Below are 17,742 nucleotides of genomic sequence, written 5' to 3' on the forward strand. Positions count from 1 at the left end.
TGGACCGCCTATGCACAGAGCCCATCGACTCTTACTGGCCCTTCCCTTTCTGTTTGCCATCGGGCCCCAGCCGCTGCCGGCGCAGAGCAGTGGCCGAATCAGCGGCCGCGTGGCCGATGCCAAGACCGGCGAGGCCATCCCTGGCGCCAATGTCATGATCGCCGGGACTGTGCTCGGCGCCAACAGCGATCCGGAAGGCCGCTTCAGCATCAACTCGCTGGCGCCGGGCAGCTATGATCTGCGCGTGTCAGCTGTCGGCTACCGCCCCTTTTTACGCAGATCGATTGCCGTTGCCGCGGGGGCACAAGTCCAGCTCGCGGTTGCGCTCGAGCAGACCCTGATCGAAACCGGCGAGGTGGTGGTCACCGCGTCCAAACGCCGCCAGAGCATCGAGGATTCTCCCACCAGCGTCGGCGTCATGAGCAACCGGGAACTCGAACAGAAGAATCAGGTTTATCTGGACAAGGCCCTGGAGAATGCCGCAGGCGTCAATTTTGTCGGCGGACAGATCAACATCCGCGGCTCTTCCGGCTATAACTATGGTGCCGGCAGTCGCGTTCTGTTGCTGATCGACGGTGTACCGGTGATGCCCGGCGACAGCGGCGACATCAAATGGAGCATGGTGCCCGCCAGCCAGGTGGATCATGTCGAGATCGTCAAAGGCGCCGGATCGGCCCTCTATGGCTCAAGCGCCCTCGGCGGCGTCGTCAACGTCATCACTAAAAACGCCGCCGTCAAACCGTTAACCCACATGCGGTTATCGGCGGGTTTCTATGACAAGCCCATGTACGCCGAATGGAAATGGACCGATCGCCTGCTTCACTTCGACGACATCGACATCGACCACTCGCAGCGCATCGGCAAATCCAACCTCATGCTGGCACTCGGACGCCACCAATCCACCGGCTATGCCCAAAACGGCTGGTATCAACGGGTGAACGGGCTTTTCAAATGGCAGCGCCAGCTCACCCCCAAAGCTACCCTGACCCTCTCCAGCCATTATGAGACCAATAACAACGGCACCAGCCTGATGTGGCGCAGCCAGAGCGAAGCCCTCTCGGTGGCCAAGGAGGCGCTTGGAGACCGGGTTAAATCGGACAAATTCGGTCTTAATTTGTTTCATCGCTGGGCCGCCAATGAAAAATTCGCCCTCAACACCCGCGTCTCCTATTTCCGCAATTTCTGGAAGAATTATTTTCACGACAATCTCAACGCTTCGCAGGCCAACCGTATCGGAGTGGAGTTGCAGGGGGATTATCAGTTCTCTAATAGCAATGCCCTCACCTTCGGCACAGAGGAGGCCTGGGACATCGTAGAATCCGGCCTGGTCGGTAATCATGAGCAGTACGTTCTCTCCGGTTATATTCAGAATGAGCGCAAGCTTATCAGCGCCCTCGCGCTGACGCTGGGCGCGCGTTATGACCTGCAAAAGGTAGACACAGGCTTCAAGGATGAAAATCTGAGTCCGAAAGTGGGGCTGGTGTGGCACGCGCTCCCCTGGATGACGCTGCGCGGCTCCTCCGGCAGCGGTTTCCGCGCCGCCTCGATGTCGGAACGTTTTTCCAATTCCGTCTATTCGGGATTGCAGCTGGTCCCCAATCCCACTCTTAAATCCGAGACCGCCTGGTCGCACGAGATCGGTGCCAGCGTGCTTCTCCTCCCTCTGCTGTCGCTGGATCTCAGCGCATTCCGCAGTGATTATTATGATCTGATCGAGCCAGAACCTACGGTCACGCAGGAGATCCGCTTCGTCAACATCACCCGCGCGCGCATCAGCGGACTCGAGACCTCGGTGCAGCTGCAACCGGGGATACCCGGGCTTTCGCTCACAACCGCTTGGACCTGGATGGATCCGCGCGATCTCGATCTCGACGCGACTCTGGCTTACCGGCCGCGTCGAATCTCCCAGACGACCCTGATCTACCGCATTGGCCCCGTGGAAATGAGCGCCGACTACCGTTACATCGCGCGGCTGGACCAGGTCAAGCTCTACCCCCTTGAGGACCGGGTGGCGCAAAAGACACTCGACCTGCACCTGACCTGGCACTACCGGCAATGGTCGCTTGGCGGCCATCTCAACAACGCCCGCAACCACAACCATACCCAGATGGAGCGCACCTTGTTGCCCATCCGCAATTATATGCTCACCTTGAGTGGGACGATCTGATTTGCAGGAGCACCTATGCGATTATTTATTTTTTGGGGCGTGCTGATGACCTTTTTCCTGACGTTGACGGGTTGCAAGCAAACGGGGGATTTTCCCAAAAAGCTCCCCGCTGCTGAGGTTAAGGCCGAGCTTGACAAGCTCGCCCCGGTCGCTCTGGACTGCGACCTTTCCCGGCTTTTACCCGCAGACAAATCGGCCCTAGCGGAGATCCTCCGCGCCGCCAAAATTATCGACCAGCTCTATCGCTTGCAGGTCAGCCCCGAAAATCCCGCGCTTCTGAAAAAGCTGCAAGACGACAGATCGCCGGCCAGTCAGCCCTATCTGGAGATGTTCCTGGTGATGGCAGGTCCCTGGAACCGGCTGCAACATGATGCCCCCTTCCTGACCGGTACAGCTAAGCCCGCTGGTGCCGGGTTCTACCCAATAGACATAACCCGGGAAGAGTTTGAAGCCTGGATTGCTGCCCATCCGGAACAGAAAGCCTCCTTTGAATCCAATTTCACCGTCATCCAACGCCACGGTCGCGAACTCGTAGCGGTGCCGTATCACACCGTTTGGCATCCCCTGATCGAGTCCCTCACCAGCCATCTCGAGGCGGCTGCCAAATCGACCACCGATCCGACGCTGGCCCATTTCCTGCGCCTGCGCGCCGATGGCCTACGCAAGGACGATTATTACGAGAGCGATATGGCCTGGATGGATTTGACAGGCGATCTGGAGGTGGTGATCGGCCCCTATGAGGTTTACGAGGATGGACTGTATAACTACAAGGCCTCGTACGAGGCCTTCGTATGCCTCGTCGACCATGCGGAGAGCCGCAAGCTGGAGGCGGTCGGCGCCCATCTCAACGAACTTGAGGCCAATCTGCCCATCCCTGACCGTTACAAGAATTTCAAACGCGGCGGCGCGTCACCAGTCAAGGTGGTCGAGGAGATCTATTCTGCCGGCCAATCGGGTGTGCAGACTACTGCATTCAACCTGCCCAACGACGAGCGCGTGCGCGAAGCCAAGGGATCCAAAAAGGTAATGCTCAAAAACATTGCCAAAGCCAAATATGAATCCTGCTGGATGCCGATTGTTCAGACCGTCCTGGCACCCAAACCCCTCACCGCTGTCTCATTCGAAGCCTATTTCAACCACGTTTTGATGCACGAAGTGAGCCATGGGTTGGGACCCGGCATGATAACCTTGTCCAGCGGCGAACGCGTCGATGTCGCTAAAACCCTGAAGGAGCTTTATTCAACGATCGAGGAGTGCAAGGCCGACGTACTGGGGATTCTCAATATGAAACGATTGATGGAGAAGGGGATTTTTCCGGCAGAAATGGAGTATCCCATGTACGCCAGCTATCTTGGCGGGATGCTGCGCTCGATCCGGTTCGGGATCAACGAAGCTCATGGCGGCGGTGTTGCCATTCAGTGGAATTACTGCTTCGACAAGGGCGCCTTCCTTCAGGATGAAAACGGCAAGCTGACCCTGGATGAGACCAAAATGCTGCCGGTGCTGACCAGCCTTGCACACGAACTGCTGATGTTCCAGGCTATCGGCGATTATGAGGGTGCGAAAAAGTTTATCGAAATGTACCGAAAAATGACGCCGGTGATGCAGCAGATGGTGGAAGCCCTGAAGGAGGTGCCTGTGGACATCCGGCCCTCCTATCCGGTACTCGCACAGTTCGGCCTGTAAAAGCCTCCTTTACTCCTCCAGCTCTCGTGCCCACCCGGAGGCGCCGATGAACATGCCCCGGTGCCTCCGCTGGCTCTCGCACCTCTCAGCGTACCATGTTCTCCCACCCACCTCCTTTTGCCAGCCTGCACACGATGTTCCCTGCCTGGCGTACCGCTGTTCGCCCGAATCCTTCTGTAGGCTTTATGGGAGGTTAACTTCACACTCCTCTGAACAGATTAAAAAACAAAGGGCAAAAAACGTTTGCTCCTTTTCATATACTCGGTGTATTCCGCCCCGAAAAATTGAATGCATTCAGCCTCATCCGCCTTGGCAGTGAAATAGAGAAAGAAGCTCGCGGCAAGGGACAGAAAAAAGCCGATCCAGCCGGGTTGCTTGAAAAAGATACCCCAGCTCAGCCAAAAAAGCGAGCTGTAGAGCGGATGACGGATATAGCGGTAAATTCCGCTTTCAACCAGCTGCGAGGTTCTTTCAAATTCAAACAGATGCGTTTCGTCTTCGCGGCCCTTCCCAGGTTTACCCCGCCGGATCAAACCCTCGGCGCCCATCATGAGTACTATCAAGGAGAGAGACAAAAGCAGCCAGGAGATCAACTGATGCCAGGCCAACGGCGTGTTGAACCACTCCTTCACGTTAAGCAGCAACAATATGAGCATACACTCCCATGCAAAGAAGCGGTAAAAACCATGAGAGCCCACAACCCTCAGCGAAAACCGCGAAAGGTAGGCCATGAAAAGGCTGGCGATTACAAAGACTATTAATTTTATCATGTCGGAACCTGTTTGTCTTAATCCTGATAGACAGGAAACGGTGAAGTGTCTGCTGACACATTTGGGTCGGCGCGAGACGGGGCGGGTTGGCGCGGGAGCCGTCGGCAGCGCCGGCACCTGCCCGCTGGTACATCCGGGTCGGTGCGAGAATTAGCGGCCGCGCCGGCGCCTATAGTAATAGATCAGTCCTGTGCAAGTCAATCCCACCCCGGCCAGAGACGGCCAGAAAGCAGTGATCAGGGTAGTGATCATAAACCAGACCTGGATGATCAGCACCAGGATCAGGGTGACCGGATAGCCCCAGGCCTTGTAATATCGCGGAGCCTCAGGGTATTTCCGGCGCAGGATGTAGACCGCCGCGAAGGTCGAGATATTAAAAATCGACGAGGTAAAAGAGAAAAAGTCGATGATGGTCTCATAGGCACGGGCGGCGAAGCCGGCGGCAAAAAGCAGCACGGTCGCCCAAATGCCCTGGACGATGAGCGCACGGTTGGGGGTTTTATAGCGGGGATGGACCTCGCTAAGCCAGCAGAAAAAGAGTCCATCACGCGCCATAGCATAGACCCCGCGCGCCTTGACCAGCACCTGCGAACTGACGCTGCCAAAGGTGCTAAGCATCACCGCCAGGCTGACGAGGATGCCGCCGATACCGCCCACAGCCGCCTCGACGGCATCTACCGCCACCCCTTTGGAGTTGGCGATGCCGGCAGCAGGGAGCTGGAAGAGGTAGGCGGAGTTGGCGGCCAGGTATATCAGCATCACCCCGGTGAGGCCGAGGATGAGCGAGAGCGGCAGATTGCGGCGTGGGTTCTTGACCTCCTCGGCGACATAGGTCGCCCCCTCCCAGCCGCTGAAGGCGAAAAAGGCGTAGCGCATAGCCGCCCCCATGGCGAGCAGGGAACCCCAGGTGAATTTGTCCGGCCAGAAGGGCTCGCTGAAATGGGCGCTGCTGCCCCCGCTGGCGAAGCAGATTCCGATGACCATGCCGAGGGCGAGCAGCTTGAGCAGGCTAAGCACATTCTGCACCGTGCCGCCGAGGGCGACGCCAAAGCAGTTCACCAGCGTTAGCAGCCAGATGATGCCGAGGGCGATCAACACCTCAACGCCGCGTCCGAAAGCGATACCGGTGATCAGGCGATATAAAGAATTGCCATACTCAGCAAAGACGATCGAGACGGCGGCAATGGCCCCAGTCTCGGAGACGAAGAACATGGCCCAGCCGCGCAAAAATGCCCAAACCGGGGGATAGGCGGCGCGCAGGAAGGCATAGGGGCCGCCCGATTTGGGCATCATGGCCGCCATTTCGGCATAGACGAAGGCCCCGAGCAGGGTGGCGATGCCGCCAAGGAGCCATACCCCGTAGAACATCGAGACGCTGCCGACCAGGATCATAATCGAAGCGGGGGTCCGGAAGATGCCCGAGCCGATGATGCGGCCGATGAGGATGGAAAAGGCCTCGGTCAGGCCAAGTCGGCGTTCAAGGGTGCTTTTTTCGCTGAACCACTCTTCAGGAACCATTGGCCGTGCTGGCACACTCTCCTCCTGGCCGGTCGTCCAGCGCCGGCGGTTTGTGGTTTGTGCTGGAAGTATCCTTCCTCGATGCTACCCCCCGGTCTGGCCGATCTCCACCTCCAGAAAGATCCCGCGCACCGTATACCCGGTGCGACGAACATGGGAGATGCTGGAGACGCTTTTTATGTACTCCTCAAGTTGGGCCTGATCGTGGCTCTCTCCGGTTTTGAAATCGATGATAAGAATCTCCCGCCGTTCATCGCTTACCAGCATGCGGTCGATGCGCTGTTCACGGCCGTCCGGGGCGAAAAGGGTCTGCTCGGTGAAGACGCGCGCCCACGTCGCAGCGGAGAAATAATCGGCATGAGCGTCGATGAACGCCTCCACCCTGTCGATGAGCACGAGGATATCGGCGGCGGGCAAGAGACTGCCGTAATCTGCGAGCGCCCTCCGGGCGGCGCGCTGCCGGGCGTCGGGAGAATCAAAGGTGATGAACGAGAGGTAGTGATGGACGAGGTTGCCGCGGTCGACGCGGCGCTTGTTGAGGTAGACGCTTCTGTAGTCGAGGAAGGGCTCCTTCTCGAAGCGTTCACGGTCGGGGCGGTACCAGGCGGAGCGGTCCGGGTCGAGATATTCACTCAGAGTTCCGGCGCTTACTCCCTCCGGTCGACGCCCAGCCGTCTCGTTCCTCTGCCACTCCCCCCAGCGCGCCTCCGCCGCCTCCGCCCCCAGCAGCCGCAGCCGGCCCTGCGCCGCGAGCATCTCGTGCAGGGCGGTGATAATCAGCTCCGCCGCCGCAGGCTTTTCTGCGTCGGCTGCGGCTGCGAGCAACCCCTCCAGTCCCTCCTTGTGCTTCCCCACCAGATAGATAGCCAGATTGCTCCTGGCACGCGTCACGGCCACGTAAAAGGCGTTCAGCTCCTCGATGCGATCCCGGTTCACCTCTCGTTCCACCAGCGTTCCGGCGCTCGAGGCGGCGAGCACGCTCTCGAGATTGTACGTGAGGGCATGCTCCTCGATGCGCTGAAACTGGTCATCATAACGGACGTAGCAGGTCAGGCCGCCGTGATCGTCCCGTCGGTTGGCCAGGGGCCAGAAGAGAAAAACGCTATCAAACTCGAGCCCCTTGGCCTTGTGAATGGTGAGCAGCCGGACGGCCTCGACCTCCTCCAGCCCGAGCTGCTGCCAGCCTTCATCCTCTTCATGCTGTTCGCAGTAGCGCATGAAGCCGGCCGGAGAAGGTTCGTACTCGCGCTGATTGTGGCAGAAATCAGCGACAATCTGTAGAAAGAAGGCAATGTTTTTACTATCGTTCTCCTGCTCGAAGATGCGGGGGACAGAGAAATCCTCGAAAATGCGCTTGCACAGCACCAGGAGATCCTTTCCGGCGGCCGCTCTCAAAAAAGCAGCGCAACGCTGCACGGCCGCGACACCGGGCAGAAGGCCGGCCAACTTTTGCCAGAGCGGGCGCGGGACAGGGTCGGCCGTAGCGTCGCGATAGGCGAGCAGGATGGCCTTCAGTTCCGCTCCACCGCAGAGGAGATAGTCGGAACGAAAAAACTTGAGCAGCTCCTCGAAATCGAGGGTAGCCAGATAGCGCAGGAGGTGGATCGCCGGTTTGATGGCACGGTGCTCGAGGATGGAATGGGAGCTTTCGAGCACATAGTCGATCTTTTGCTCATCGAGGATATCGGCGATGGCGTGCAGGCTGGAATTTTCACGCGCGAGGATGGCGGTCTCGTTGGGACGGAGCGTCCCCTCCTGCAACCGCGGCACGATCTCCTTCAGGACCATTTCGGCACTGGCATCGCGTTGACTGGTCAGGTCACCGGACTCATCGCCGTCACGGTAGGTACGGAAGGCGACGAGGAGGCTGCCGGGCTGCTCCAGCCGGGCGGTTTTGCAGAGCTCATACGGCCAGTCAAGACCGAGGGCAGTCAGCCGCTGCTGCAACGGAGCGCCGCCGAAAAAATCGTTGACGAAATCGATGATAACCGGGCTGCTGCGAAAGGAGGTGTCGAGGCGGATAGGCTCGCGCTCATCGAGGCGATGCTGCATCGCCCTGAGTAGGTCGCGTTCCCCCCCGCGCCAGCCGTAAATCGACTGCTTCTCGTCACCGACGACGATCACCCCGCCATAGGGCCGGACGCCCTCACCGCTGGTCACCTCGCGGATGAGCGGCCGCAGGATATTGAACTGGATCAGACTGGTATCCTGAAATTCATCGATGAGGAGAAAGCGCACCCGGCTGGTAAGGATTTCGTAAAAGGCGTTGGTGACCGAATCCTCCTCGACCAGGGAAAGCTCGGGATCGTAGAGATAGCGGTAGGTATACCAGGCGATGTCGTCGTAGCCGAAGATTTGGTCACGGAAGCGGAGTTCGTCATACTTGCGCAGGAGCATGGCGGCGATCGCCTCCAGTTCCGCCTCCTCCTGCAGAAAATCGCTGTAATAGAGGTAATCGGCCAGCTCGCGCACGGCCTCCTCAAGGCTTGCCCTTAGCTCGGCGGCGAGTTCCCTGTCATCCTTTTTGCGCAACAGCGAACTGCCGTTCCAGAACCTGGGCGCCTTGATAATCTCCTTGAAGTTCTGGCGCAGAAAGGCGGGATCGATTATGCGGCTGCGCAGCTGTCCCAGCCAGACGCTCCCGGCTTCGCCCTCGCCGAAGATCAGGTCATACCAGCTCCCCAGCAGGGCTTCATGGGCGCCGATGCCCGGCTTTTCCCTGACGAGATAGGCCTCGAAGCGGTCGAGAAGGGTATTGATCAAGGCCTGAAAGGCGGCCAGATGGACGGCGGCGGTCACGGGCTGGGGCATGTGGCTGGCGTCGTCGCGGTGAATGCAGTGGAAGAGATAGCGTGCGTCGAGTAGGCCGCGGATCAGCTTTTCATACTCCGTAAGGGTCCGTTTCCGCGATCGTTCGAAGAGGCTCTTGATGATGCCGAGGTTCTCCGGCTCCAGGGCATACGCGTAGAGAGAGGCATAATAGCGCGGATCCACGCGGCTGTTGATCGCATAACTGCCGAGCCCGATAAAGGGCGAGATGATCGATTTGAAGAGGCGGTTTATAAAGGCGTCAATGGTGCTGATCTGCACCTGACTCTTGTTGGTGAGCATCTCCTCGCGCACCTGCAGCAGCCATTCGCGGTCGGCCTCCTGCCAGGGCCGGCCGAGGAGGGGCTCCAGATCGGCGCGCAAGCCGGCCGCACTCTGATCCCCGCAGCTGAGGCTTTGCATTTGTGAAAAGATACGGTCGCGGATCTCCGCCGTGGCCTTGCGGGTGAACGTGATGACCAGGATTTCGTCAAAACGGATCCCATCGTTGCGGCAGCGCAGCAGCAGGGCGATATACTCCAGAGAAAGCCGGTAGGTTTTGCCGGTGCCGGCGCTGGCGCGTATCACCTTTTGAATCCGTGTTCTCATTTCCGCCCTTTCACTCCGAACCAGTCCAGCAAAAGGTGCACAACTTTTCGCAGGGCAGGCCGATGGCCTTGATCATATCGGGCATGGTCTGGTATTTCAGTGTCGTCAATCCGAGTCGTTTGCGGATGATCCCGGTCATGGCAGCATATTCGTCTGAAGAGGGATCGAGGAACGGCGCCAGCTCCTCCGGAAAGCTGCCGAGGAGTTCGATGACGGCGCGACGGGCGGCGAGGTCCATCAGTGAGCGCGACCGGGAGAAATTGAGATAGGGGCAGCCGTAAAGGAGGGGCGGACAGGCGACGCGCATATGTACTTCGGCTCCGCCGAAGGCGTAGAGCCTGGCGACAAAGTCGCGTAGTTGCGTACCGCGCACGATCGAATCCTCGCAAAGAAGCATGCGTTTGCCCGCGATCAGGTCGCTGATCGGGATCAGCTTCATATTGGCGATGAGATCGCGCATCTCCTGGTGTTGTGGCATGAAGCTGCGCGGCCAAGTGGGGGTATACTTGACGAAGGGGCGGTTATAGGGGAGGCGGGCCTCAACCGCATAGCCGATGGCGTGGGCGATGCCCGAGTCGGGGATCCCGGAGACCATATCGACTTCGACCCCGTCTGCGCATGCCAGGGCTGCGCCGCAACGATAGCGCACCTGTTCGACATTGATGCCCTCATAGCTGCTTGCCGGATAGCCGTAATAGATCCACAGAAAGGAGCAGATCTTGAGTTTCTCGCCGGGTTGGACGAGGGTCTGATAGCCGTCTCGGCTGACGAAACCGACCTCGCCCGGACCGAGATAGGCGGCGGTCTCGAAACCGAGATTGGGAAAGGCGCTGCTTTCGAATGCCACGGCGGTGGCGTCGGTGCGGCGGCCGATGATCAGCGGGGTACGTCCGAGGCGATCGCGGGCAGCGTAGATCCCCTCTGCGGTCAGGATGAGAATCGAACAGGAGCCCTTGATCACCTCCTGAGCCTTACTGAGGCCCGCCGCGAAAGACTCTTCCTGATTGATCAGGGAAGCCACCAGCTCGGTGGGATTGATGGCGTTGAGATTCATCTCGGTAAAGTGGCCGTGCCGGCTCTTGAGCTCGAGAGCGGTGAGTTCCGCCAGGTTGGCAACGGCTCCGACGGTGGCGATCGCGTAATTGCCCAGATGCGAGGCGATCAGCAGCGGCTGGTCCTCATAATCGCTGATCACGCCGATGCCCATCGTGCCCTTGAATTTGGCCAGGTCGTCGGCGAACTTGGAACGAAACTGCGCGGTTTCGATGCTGTGTATCGATTTCTTGAAGCCATCCGGCTGGACTACCGCCATGCCCCCGCGCCGAGTGCCGAGATGGCTATGATAATCGGTGCCGTAAAACAGGTCATTGACGCAGTCGTTTTGGGATACAATTCCGAAAAAACCGCCCATCGTTCGTCCTGACTCCTCTCTCCTTTGGTTGAATACTCGGCCTGACGCGTTCTCCGGTCACCGGGGATGAAAGATCTCCATCCGGATGATATCGTCCACATCCTTCTCTTTCCAGCTGCGTCTGCGCGCGGGCTGGTACCCCTCCGTGCAGATCTCGAGAAGAGTATGGGCGATATCGCTGCGGAATTTGGCCAGGAAATCCGCTTTGCCCAGTTTTTTCGTCGATTTATGTAATTTATCGAACCGCTGATCGAGGATGCGGTAAAAGCAGGAGTGCACCCGCTCCATCATGGTCGGATTGTCGAGGAGATAATAAAAGAGTTCATAGAACCAGAGCTGGTCATCTTTATAATCCGTGCCGGTCTTGTAATCGATGAGAAAGGCCGACATCGGCTCGCCGTACTCGATGCGCAGATCAGCGCAGCCGGTCAGGAGCACATCCAGCGGCAAACCACTCTCCGCGGCGGCGAGCAGGAGCTTGGGGGTGGTCTCCCTGGCACTGGTGAACTCTTTTTCCGGATAGACGCGTGGATTTTCGCGGTCGAGTTGGAAGCGCGTGTGGAGCTGCTGATAGAAAAAGGCGCAGGAACTACGGATGCGCGGCAGGACAAATTCACGGAAGTAAGCGAGTCCGTGGTTCTTCGGCAGTTTGAAATAGAGATCAGCTTGATCGTTGAAAAGGGAAGCGATCGCCTTTTCACCATAGCGATCGAAGATGCGTTCGAAGGTGCTGAAGGGCAGGGCATCCTGTTTGAAGTGGTACCAGCAGAGGTCAAAGACCTCCTGGGCGACTTTGCCGAGCAGCTTCTGGGTCCACTCCGCCTGCCATCGGCTCGGCCAGTCCGGCACGCCGGCAACTGTGCGCAGGGCATATTCGAAGGGGTTCCTTTTCAGCTGTTCCCATGTATAGAAGGCGAGGCGCCACTCTCCGGCGGGAAAATCAGCGGTGGCATCGAAGGGCAGGGTAAAAAAATCCTCTTGTTCCCGCACCGGCAACGGCGGACGCTGATGCCCCCTATCCCGGAAAAGCTGTCGGCCAAAGTCCCGATAGTCGAGGTCGGGGTGGGTGATGGAGTGGAAATGGTCTGAAAAGGCCAGTCCCAGTTCCTCCACAAAAGAGCTGGGCTGGATGTTTTTACCGATATTTTCGATGGTGAAAAGATCGAGTTCGCGGGTCGAAAGGGCAAGCCGGAAAAAGGCATATTTTTCGCGCAAGCGGATGTCATCGCTGGTTGCCAGGCCGAGGAGGGCCCGCTGCTGTTCGGTGAGCAGCCAGGGCACGGAGCGCGTACGGGGAAGCTGCCCCTCCACTACCTGCAGCAGCGCCAGCCGCTCGAAGGTGAGGTCCCGTGCCTCGGCGAAACTGATGAATTCGATCTGATTCCTGCGGTCGCCACCCCACTCGAAGCGCACGCGCATCGATTTGATATACTCGAGGAAAAGGCGGAGAAGGCCGCGTGCCGTCGTGGTCCTGCTTTCACCCGGGAAGAGCGTGTTCCATTTTGCGATGAGGCCCAGCTCACCCAGGGCGCTGAAATCGGCGAGGCTTTGGTAAAAGAGTTCGACCAGGGTTGTGCAGCAGCGCTCCTTCTCCGGAACGATGCGGCGGACCGGCACCTCTTCGGGGTCGCTGATGAGGCGGACAAAGCTGGCTGGATCCTGCACCGCGAGGAGTTTTTCGAGCAGCCGCAGCACCGGCCTGACCAGGGATTCCAGCTCTCGCCGCTCGCGGGATGCGGAATCGAAAAAGCGGCCTTGCAGGTCAAGGTAAAGATAGTCCTGTTCCTGTAGCTTGTGGAGCAGGGCGATGAGCCGCTCCTGCTCGGCCGCTCGCTCCTCCGGATCGTCGCTGTCGAGCAGGGGCTGATAAAACGCCGGTGCAAGTACGGCATCGAGCAGGGCGGGCAGCGGCAGCAGCAAGCAGCCGGCCTGGCTCTCCCAGATCAGCTCTTCAAACAAGGCTCCGAGCGTGGCAAAAAAGTGGTAGAGGGTGGTTTCGCTCATCGGGAAAGAGGCTGGCAGCCGGAACCTGGCGGGTGAAAGCAGATGATGAAATGCGGGGGGCTGCAGCGAGACATCGACGGCATGAGGGATGTGGTTCTGCGCGGCGGTTTCGATGAAACGGGCGTAGAGGGCGAACTCATTACAGCACTTGTGCAAAGTGATTTTCCGGAAGGCAGCCGGCCCCAGATCGGCAGCCATGAACGGACGCACCTGGAGCGCCGCCTCGTCCATCAGATGAGGCGGCAGCTGGCAGATGAAGGTGATCGCGATCCCCCTGCCGGCGAGCAGTCGGAGAACTGAATTGATCAGCGGCGTGATATGAAAGGGATTGACCAGGACGATCTCTGTGAAGGGATCGCAAAAGGCGTAGTCGATATTCTCCTCGCGCCGGATGAAGATGCGGTCGCTGAAGCCATGCCGGCTGATGAAGGCGAGATAGAGCTCGCGGATGTGGAGGAGCATGCGCAGGCTCTTTTCCTGCCAGGGGAGCAGCTCAGCCCCGGCCGCTGCGAGGTCTCGAGGCACCGCTTCGATATCCATCAGGGCTTCGCCGGCCTCCTCGCAGAACGAGAAAAAGCGGTTGGCGGGCTCAATACTCTGGAAATAGGAGGAAATGCGGAAATGGTCCCGGGCGCCGGCATCGAGGCTGGCGTAGAAAGCGAGCGTCCGTTTTTCCTCCTTGAGCAATGGAGAAGGGGCAATGAAGAGCAGTTCCTCGAACTCCTCTAAAGTGAGCAGACGCAGTCCGTTCAGTTCCCAACCTGTTTGCAGAATGCGCCTGGCCGCGTTACGTCCGGCCTCGCCTGTAAAGAGCAGGAGGGCATCACGGCCGGTCCATTCCTCAGGGGAGAGCAGGGGTTCTTCAAAGCTGAGATAACGGAATCGAAACGGAGGCATGCGTAAGGGGACCTCGTTATGGACGCACCAGTTGCGGTCAATTTACGCACATAAAATCAACGACGCAATTAAAAAAACGTCTTTACATAATCAATGGAAACACTTACTTTATTATGTATTAACATGGAGTCCGTATGCCCTTTCCCCGTCTCGAACCAGAGCGTATTCGCGTCCACCCGCTGGGTGAGCGGATGAGCAAGACCGCCATCCGGGAGGTGGCCGTGGATCCGGAGCAGGAACCGCAGGAGGCTCCGGAGATCGCCGTCCTGGCCCGTGAGACTGCTGAACGCGTCCTTTCGGCGCGCGCTCGCGGCGCCAGTGTGATCCTGGCTTTCGGGGCCCATTTGATCAAGAATGGCGCTGCCCCGCTGGTGATCCGGATGATGGAAGAGGGCTGGATCACCCACCTGGCCACCAACGGCGCCGGCGCCATTCACGACTGGGAATTCGCCTATCAGGGCCGTTCGGAGGAGGATGTCCGCGCCAACGTTGCCCAGGGACGATTCGGCACCTGGGATGAGACCGGCCGCTGGCTCAATCTCGCAGTTCAAGTCAATCTCCTGCGTGGCATGGGCTATGGCGAGGCCATCGCAGCGATGATTGCTGAGGAGGGCCTGCTGCTCCCCGAAACGGCGGTCCTCGAGAAGGAGCTGCAGGAGAATCTGCGCGAAAACCATCCCCTCGCTCCCGCCCGGGCCGAATTGCTCACCACCATGCGCTCGGCCGGTCTTCACGGCGGCCCTGTCCCCATCGCCCACCCCCACAAGGAGTACTCCCTCTTCGGGCAGGCCTTCCATTTCCAGCTGCCGGTCACCGTGCACTGCGGCATCGGCTACGATATCATCTACAATCATCCTCTGGCCAATGGAGCCGCCCTGGGCCGCGCCAGCCATCAGGATTTCCAGATTTTCGCCCACGCCGTCGCCGGGCTGGAGGACGGCCTTTTCCTCTCCATCGGTTCGGCGATCATGGCTCCGCAGATTTTCGAGAAGGCCCTTTCCGCTGTCAACAATCTGCGTCTGCAGGAGCGCCAGCCCATCCTCACCCGGCACCTCATGGTCATCAACGATCTCCAGGAGAGCCACTGGGACTGGTCCCGGGGAGAGCCGCCGAAGAACTCGCCCGATTATTATCTGCGCTTTCTCAAATCCTTTCATCGGATGGGTGGAAGCGTACGCTATATCGCAGCCGACAACCGGCTGCTGCTGCACCACCTCTATGCCGCACTGCGAGCGAGTCGTCCGCTTTCAGCAACGCCAGAGAAATCACACTGAGAGTTCCTGAGCTTCATGGACCTTTGGGAAGGAGAAGCTATGGCAAAAGCAAAACCTCTGGCCGTTGTGGCTGGAGACGCCCTGGTCGACTGGTTTGAAGCCAGCAGTACGGGCGGACAGGCGCGCATGGACGCCGGAGCCACTGCGTTGCACTGGGCCAGCCAGCCCCGGGTTGAGCAGTGGGTGCAGCCGGGAGGGTCGCTGCTGGTGGCCGATTTCTTGAAGGCGGCGGAGACACGCCGGATCATAAGTCCAGCCGTACGCGGCTTGCGGCAGATCCCCTGCAGCAGAATCATCCACTCCTACGCCGACGTCGAGCTTTTTCCGCTTGGCAGTGGCGACCTCGAGCGCGATGAAAAAAGCTACCGTGTCAAGGCTTTCAACGGCTATAGCGGCCCCAGACAGGATGAGCCAGCCCAGCTGCCAATCCAGGGCGACGAGTCCAACGCCGATCTGGTCGTTCTGGATGATAATAACAACGGCTTCCGGAACCACCCCGATGCTTGGCCGCTGGCTGTCACCCGGAAAAAGGCTGCGACGATCATCCTCAAGACCTGCTCGCCCATCGCCCGGGGTCCGCTTTGGGACCACCTCATCGCCCATTTCGCCGACAGGCTGATTACCATCGTCAAGGCGGATGATCTGCGGCTCGAAGGGGTGCACATCTCCCGGCGTCTTTCCTGGGAACGCACGGTCAAGGATCTGATGTGGCAGTATCAGAATCATCCCGCTTTTCGCGCCCTGAAGCAGAGCGCTTTTCTGATCGTCCGTTTCGGCGTGGAAGGCGTCGTCCTGCTCTGCAACGGCGGGACGGAATGGCGGGGCTACCTCTACTTCGATCCCAGCATCGGCGAGGAGAGTTTTCGACAGCTCTACAAGGGATTCATGCCGGGCATGGGCAGTGCCTTCACCGCCGCCCTGGCTGCTTGCGTCAGCCATGCCGGAGAGGCGGAGATTCGTCGGGGGATCCATCACGGACTCTTGTGCGCCCGCGAGATCTGGAAAAAGGGATTTGGCCCTGATGAACGTCGCTTCGGGTATGCTCGCGATGTCTTCGCCCCTACCCCGCTCCGAGAGACGGCCATCGAAGAGGTCCCGATCCCCGGCTTCCTCTGCCAGGAGGGCCTGCAGGCCGAGTCCTGGTCGCTTCTCCACGATCTGGCCACCCGGGGCCTCGAACAGGCGGCGCATTTTTATGTGGTACACGGCCGGGACACCGCTCTCAACCGGGTGCCCGCTGCGAGATACCGGGACCTGTACAGCATCGACCGCTCCGAGATCGAGAGCTATCGCAGCATCCATAACCTCATCCATGAATACCTGAATTCGGAAAAGAAGAGCAAGCCGCTCGCTGTGGCGGTCTTCGGCGCTCCCGGCTCCGGCAAGTCTTTTGGCATTGGCGAGATCGCTGAGAGCGTCGCACCCGGCCGAATCCTGAAGATCGAATTCAATCTTTCCCAGTTCACCTCCGTGCAGGATTTGATCTCCGCATTTCACAAGATCAGGGATATTGCCCTGGGCGGCCGCATTCCTCTGGTCTTCTTCGACGAGTTCGATTCTGAATTCGGGGGCGCCAACGGCTGGCTCAAGTTCTTCCTCAGTCCCATCCAGGACGGTTCCTTTCGCGAGGGTGAGACGGTGCATCCTCTCCCCAAGTCCATCTTCGTCTTTGCCGGCGGCATCCATCACACCTTCGCTGACTTTGCCGCGGGGGGTAAAGCGGCAGGAAGCGACGACGGCGCGGCATTCAGCGCGGCGGAAAAGGCGGCCAAGCTGCCCGATTTCATCAGCCGGTTGCGCGGCTTCATCGACATCAAGGGGCCCAATCCGACCGGAGCAGATGATCCTTATTACATCATCCGTCGGGCGCTGCTCTGGCGTTTCCTCATCAGCAGCAACGCCAGGCATCTGCTCGGTCCCGATAAAAAGCTCGCCATCGATCGCGGCGTGCTGCGCGCCCTGTTGAGCGTGCCCTGTTACAAGCACGGCGTCCGCTCCATGCTCGCCATCCTGGAGATGAGCATGCTGGCCAACCGCAGATCCTTCGAGCCGGCCGCCCTTCCCTCCAGAACGCAGCTGAGCCTGCATGTCGATGCCGATGCCTTTTATGATCTCGTCCTGCAAGATACCCTGCTCTGCAGCCAGATCGAAAAAATGGCGCTGGCAATCCATGAACAGTATCGGACTTCTCAGGCGGGACGCAAATCCGCCTCGGATCCGGCCATGCAGTCCTGGGAAAAACTCACCCCCGACCTGATCCAATCCAATCTCGACGCGGCCGCGGATATCCCGCTCAAACTGGAGGCGCTGGGCTATACCATTGTGCCGGAACGGGGCGTGATCAAGCCCATCGAATTCAACGCGGCTGAGGTTGAACGGCTCGCCATCATGGAACACGAGCGCTGGAACCGGCAGCGAATTGCGGCCGGATGGACCCTGGGCGAGCGCAATCACGCAGAACATACCACCCCCTATCTGGTGCCGTGGGAGCAGCTACCCGAGGAGGTCAAGGTGTGGGACCGCGAGGCGGTGCAGGGCATACCCAAAGCCCTGGCCGACGCCGGGTTCAGGATCGAAAAGAAGAAATAGCCGGATCAT

General features: G+C 59.3%; 9 protein-coding genes. 4 read left to right on the plus strand and 5 right to left on the minus strand.

Going from position 1 to position 17,742, the window contains the following annotated elements; all coding sequences use genetic code 11:
• Positions 1–10 precede the first annotated feature (10 nt).
• Positions 11–2,167, plus strand: a complete 2,157-nt coding sequence (locus PLH32_14810; GenBank protein HQJ65882.1) for a TonB-dependent receptor — start codon at positions 11–13, stop codon at positions 2,165–2,167.
• A 15-nt stretch (positions 2,168–2,182) separates the two neighbouring features.
• On the plus strand, positions 2,183–3,853 hold the full coding sequence (locus PLH32_14815; GenBank protein HQJ65883.1) for a peptidase: 1,671 nt from the start codon (positions 2,183–2,185) through the stop codon (positions 3,851–3,853).
• A gap of 218 nt (positions 3,854–4,071) precedes the next feature.
• On the opposite strand, the gene PLH32_14820 is transcribed toward PLH32_14815, so the two are convergent.
• From PLH32_14820 to PLH32_14840, 5 genes are all read right to left on the minus strand, one after another.
• The gene (locus PLH32_14820) at positions 4,072–4,584 is read right to left on the minus strand and encodes an isoprenylcysteine carboxylmethyltransferase family protein (GenBank protein ID HQJ65884.1); all 513 of its coding nucleotides are present in this window, start codon (positions 4,582–4,584) and stop codon (positions 4,072–4,074) included.
• 189 nt (positions 4,585–4,773) lie between these two features.
• Positions 4,774–6,156, minus strand: coding sequence for an amino acid permease (locus PLH32_14825; GenBank protein HQJ65885.1), 1,383 nt, complete (start codon positions 6,154–6,156; stop codon positions 4,774–4,776).
• 69 nt (positions 6,157–6,225) lie between these two features.
• Positions 6,226–9,558, minus strand: coding sequence for a UvrD-helicase domain-containing protein (locus tag PLH32_14830; protein ID HQJ65886.1), 3,333 nt, complete (start codon positions 9,556–9,558; stop codon positions 6,226–6,228).
• Positions 9,559–9,568: 10 nt separating this feature from the next.
• Entirely contained in the window at positions 9,569–10,969 is a 1,401-nt protein-coding gene (locus PLH32_14835) for an amidophosphoribosyltransferase (protein HQJ65887.1), read from the minus strand.
• 57 nt (positions 10,970–11,026) lie between these two features.
• Positions 11,027–13,870, minus strand: a complete 2,844-nt coding sequence (locus PLH32_14840) for a PD-(D/E)XK nuclease family protein (GenBank protein ID HQJ65888.1) — start codon at positions 13,868–13,870, stop codon at positions 11,027–11,029.
• Between the two features lie 134 nt (positions 13,871–14,004).
• Here PLH32_14840 and PLH32_14845 point away from each other — a divergent pair, with 134 nt between their 5' ends.
• Complete coding sequence (locus PLH32_14845; GenBank protein HQJ65889.1) at positions 14,005–15,144, plus strand: hypothetical protein; 1,140 nt, start codon at positions 14,005–14,007, stop codon at positions 15,142–15,144.
• A gap of 39 nt (positions 15,145–15,183) precedes the next feature.
• Positions 15,184–17,733 carry a RyR domain-containing protein gene (locus tag PLH32_14850; protein ID HQJ65890.1) on the plus strand — a complete coding sequence of 850 codons (2,550 nt, stop codon included), beginning with the start codon at positions 15,184–15,186 and terminating at the stop codon, positions 17,731–17,733.
• The last annotated feature ends 9 nt before the right edge of the window (positions 17,734–17,742 follow it).

The organism is bacterium, from assembly GCA_035419245.1.
GTDB lineage: Bacteria > Zhuqueibacterota > Zhuqueibacteria > Residuimicrobiales > Residuimicrobiaceae > JAKPUX01.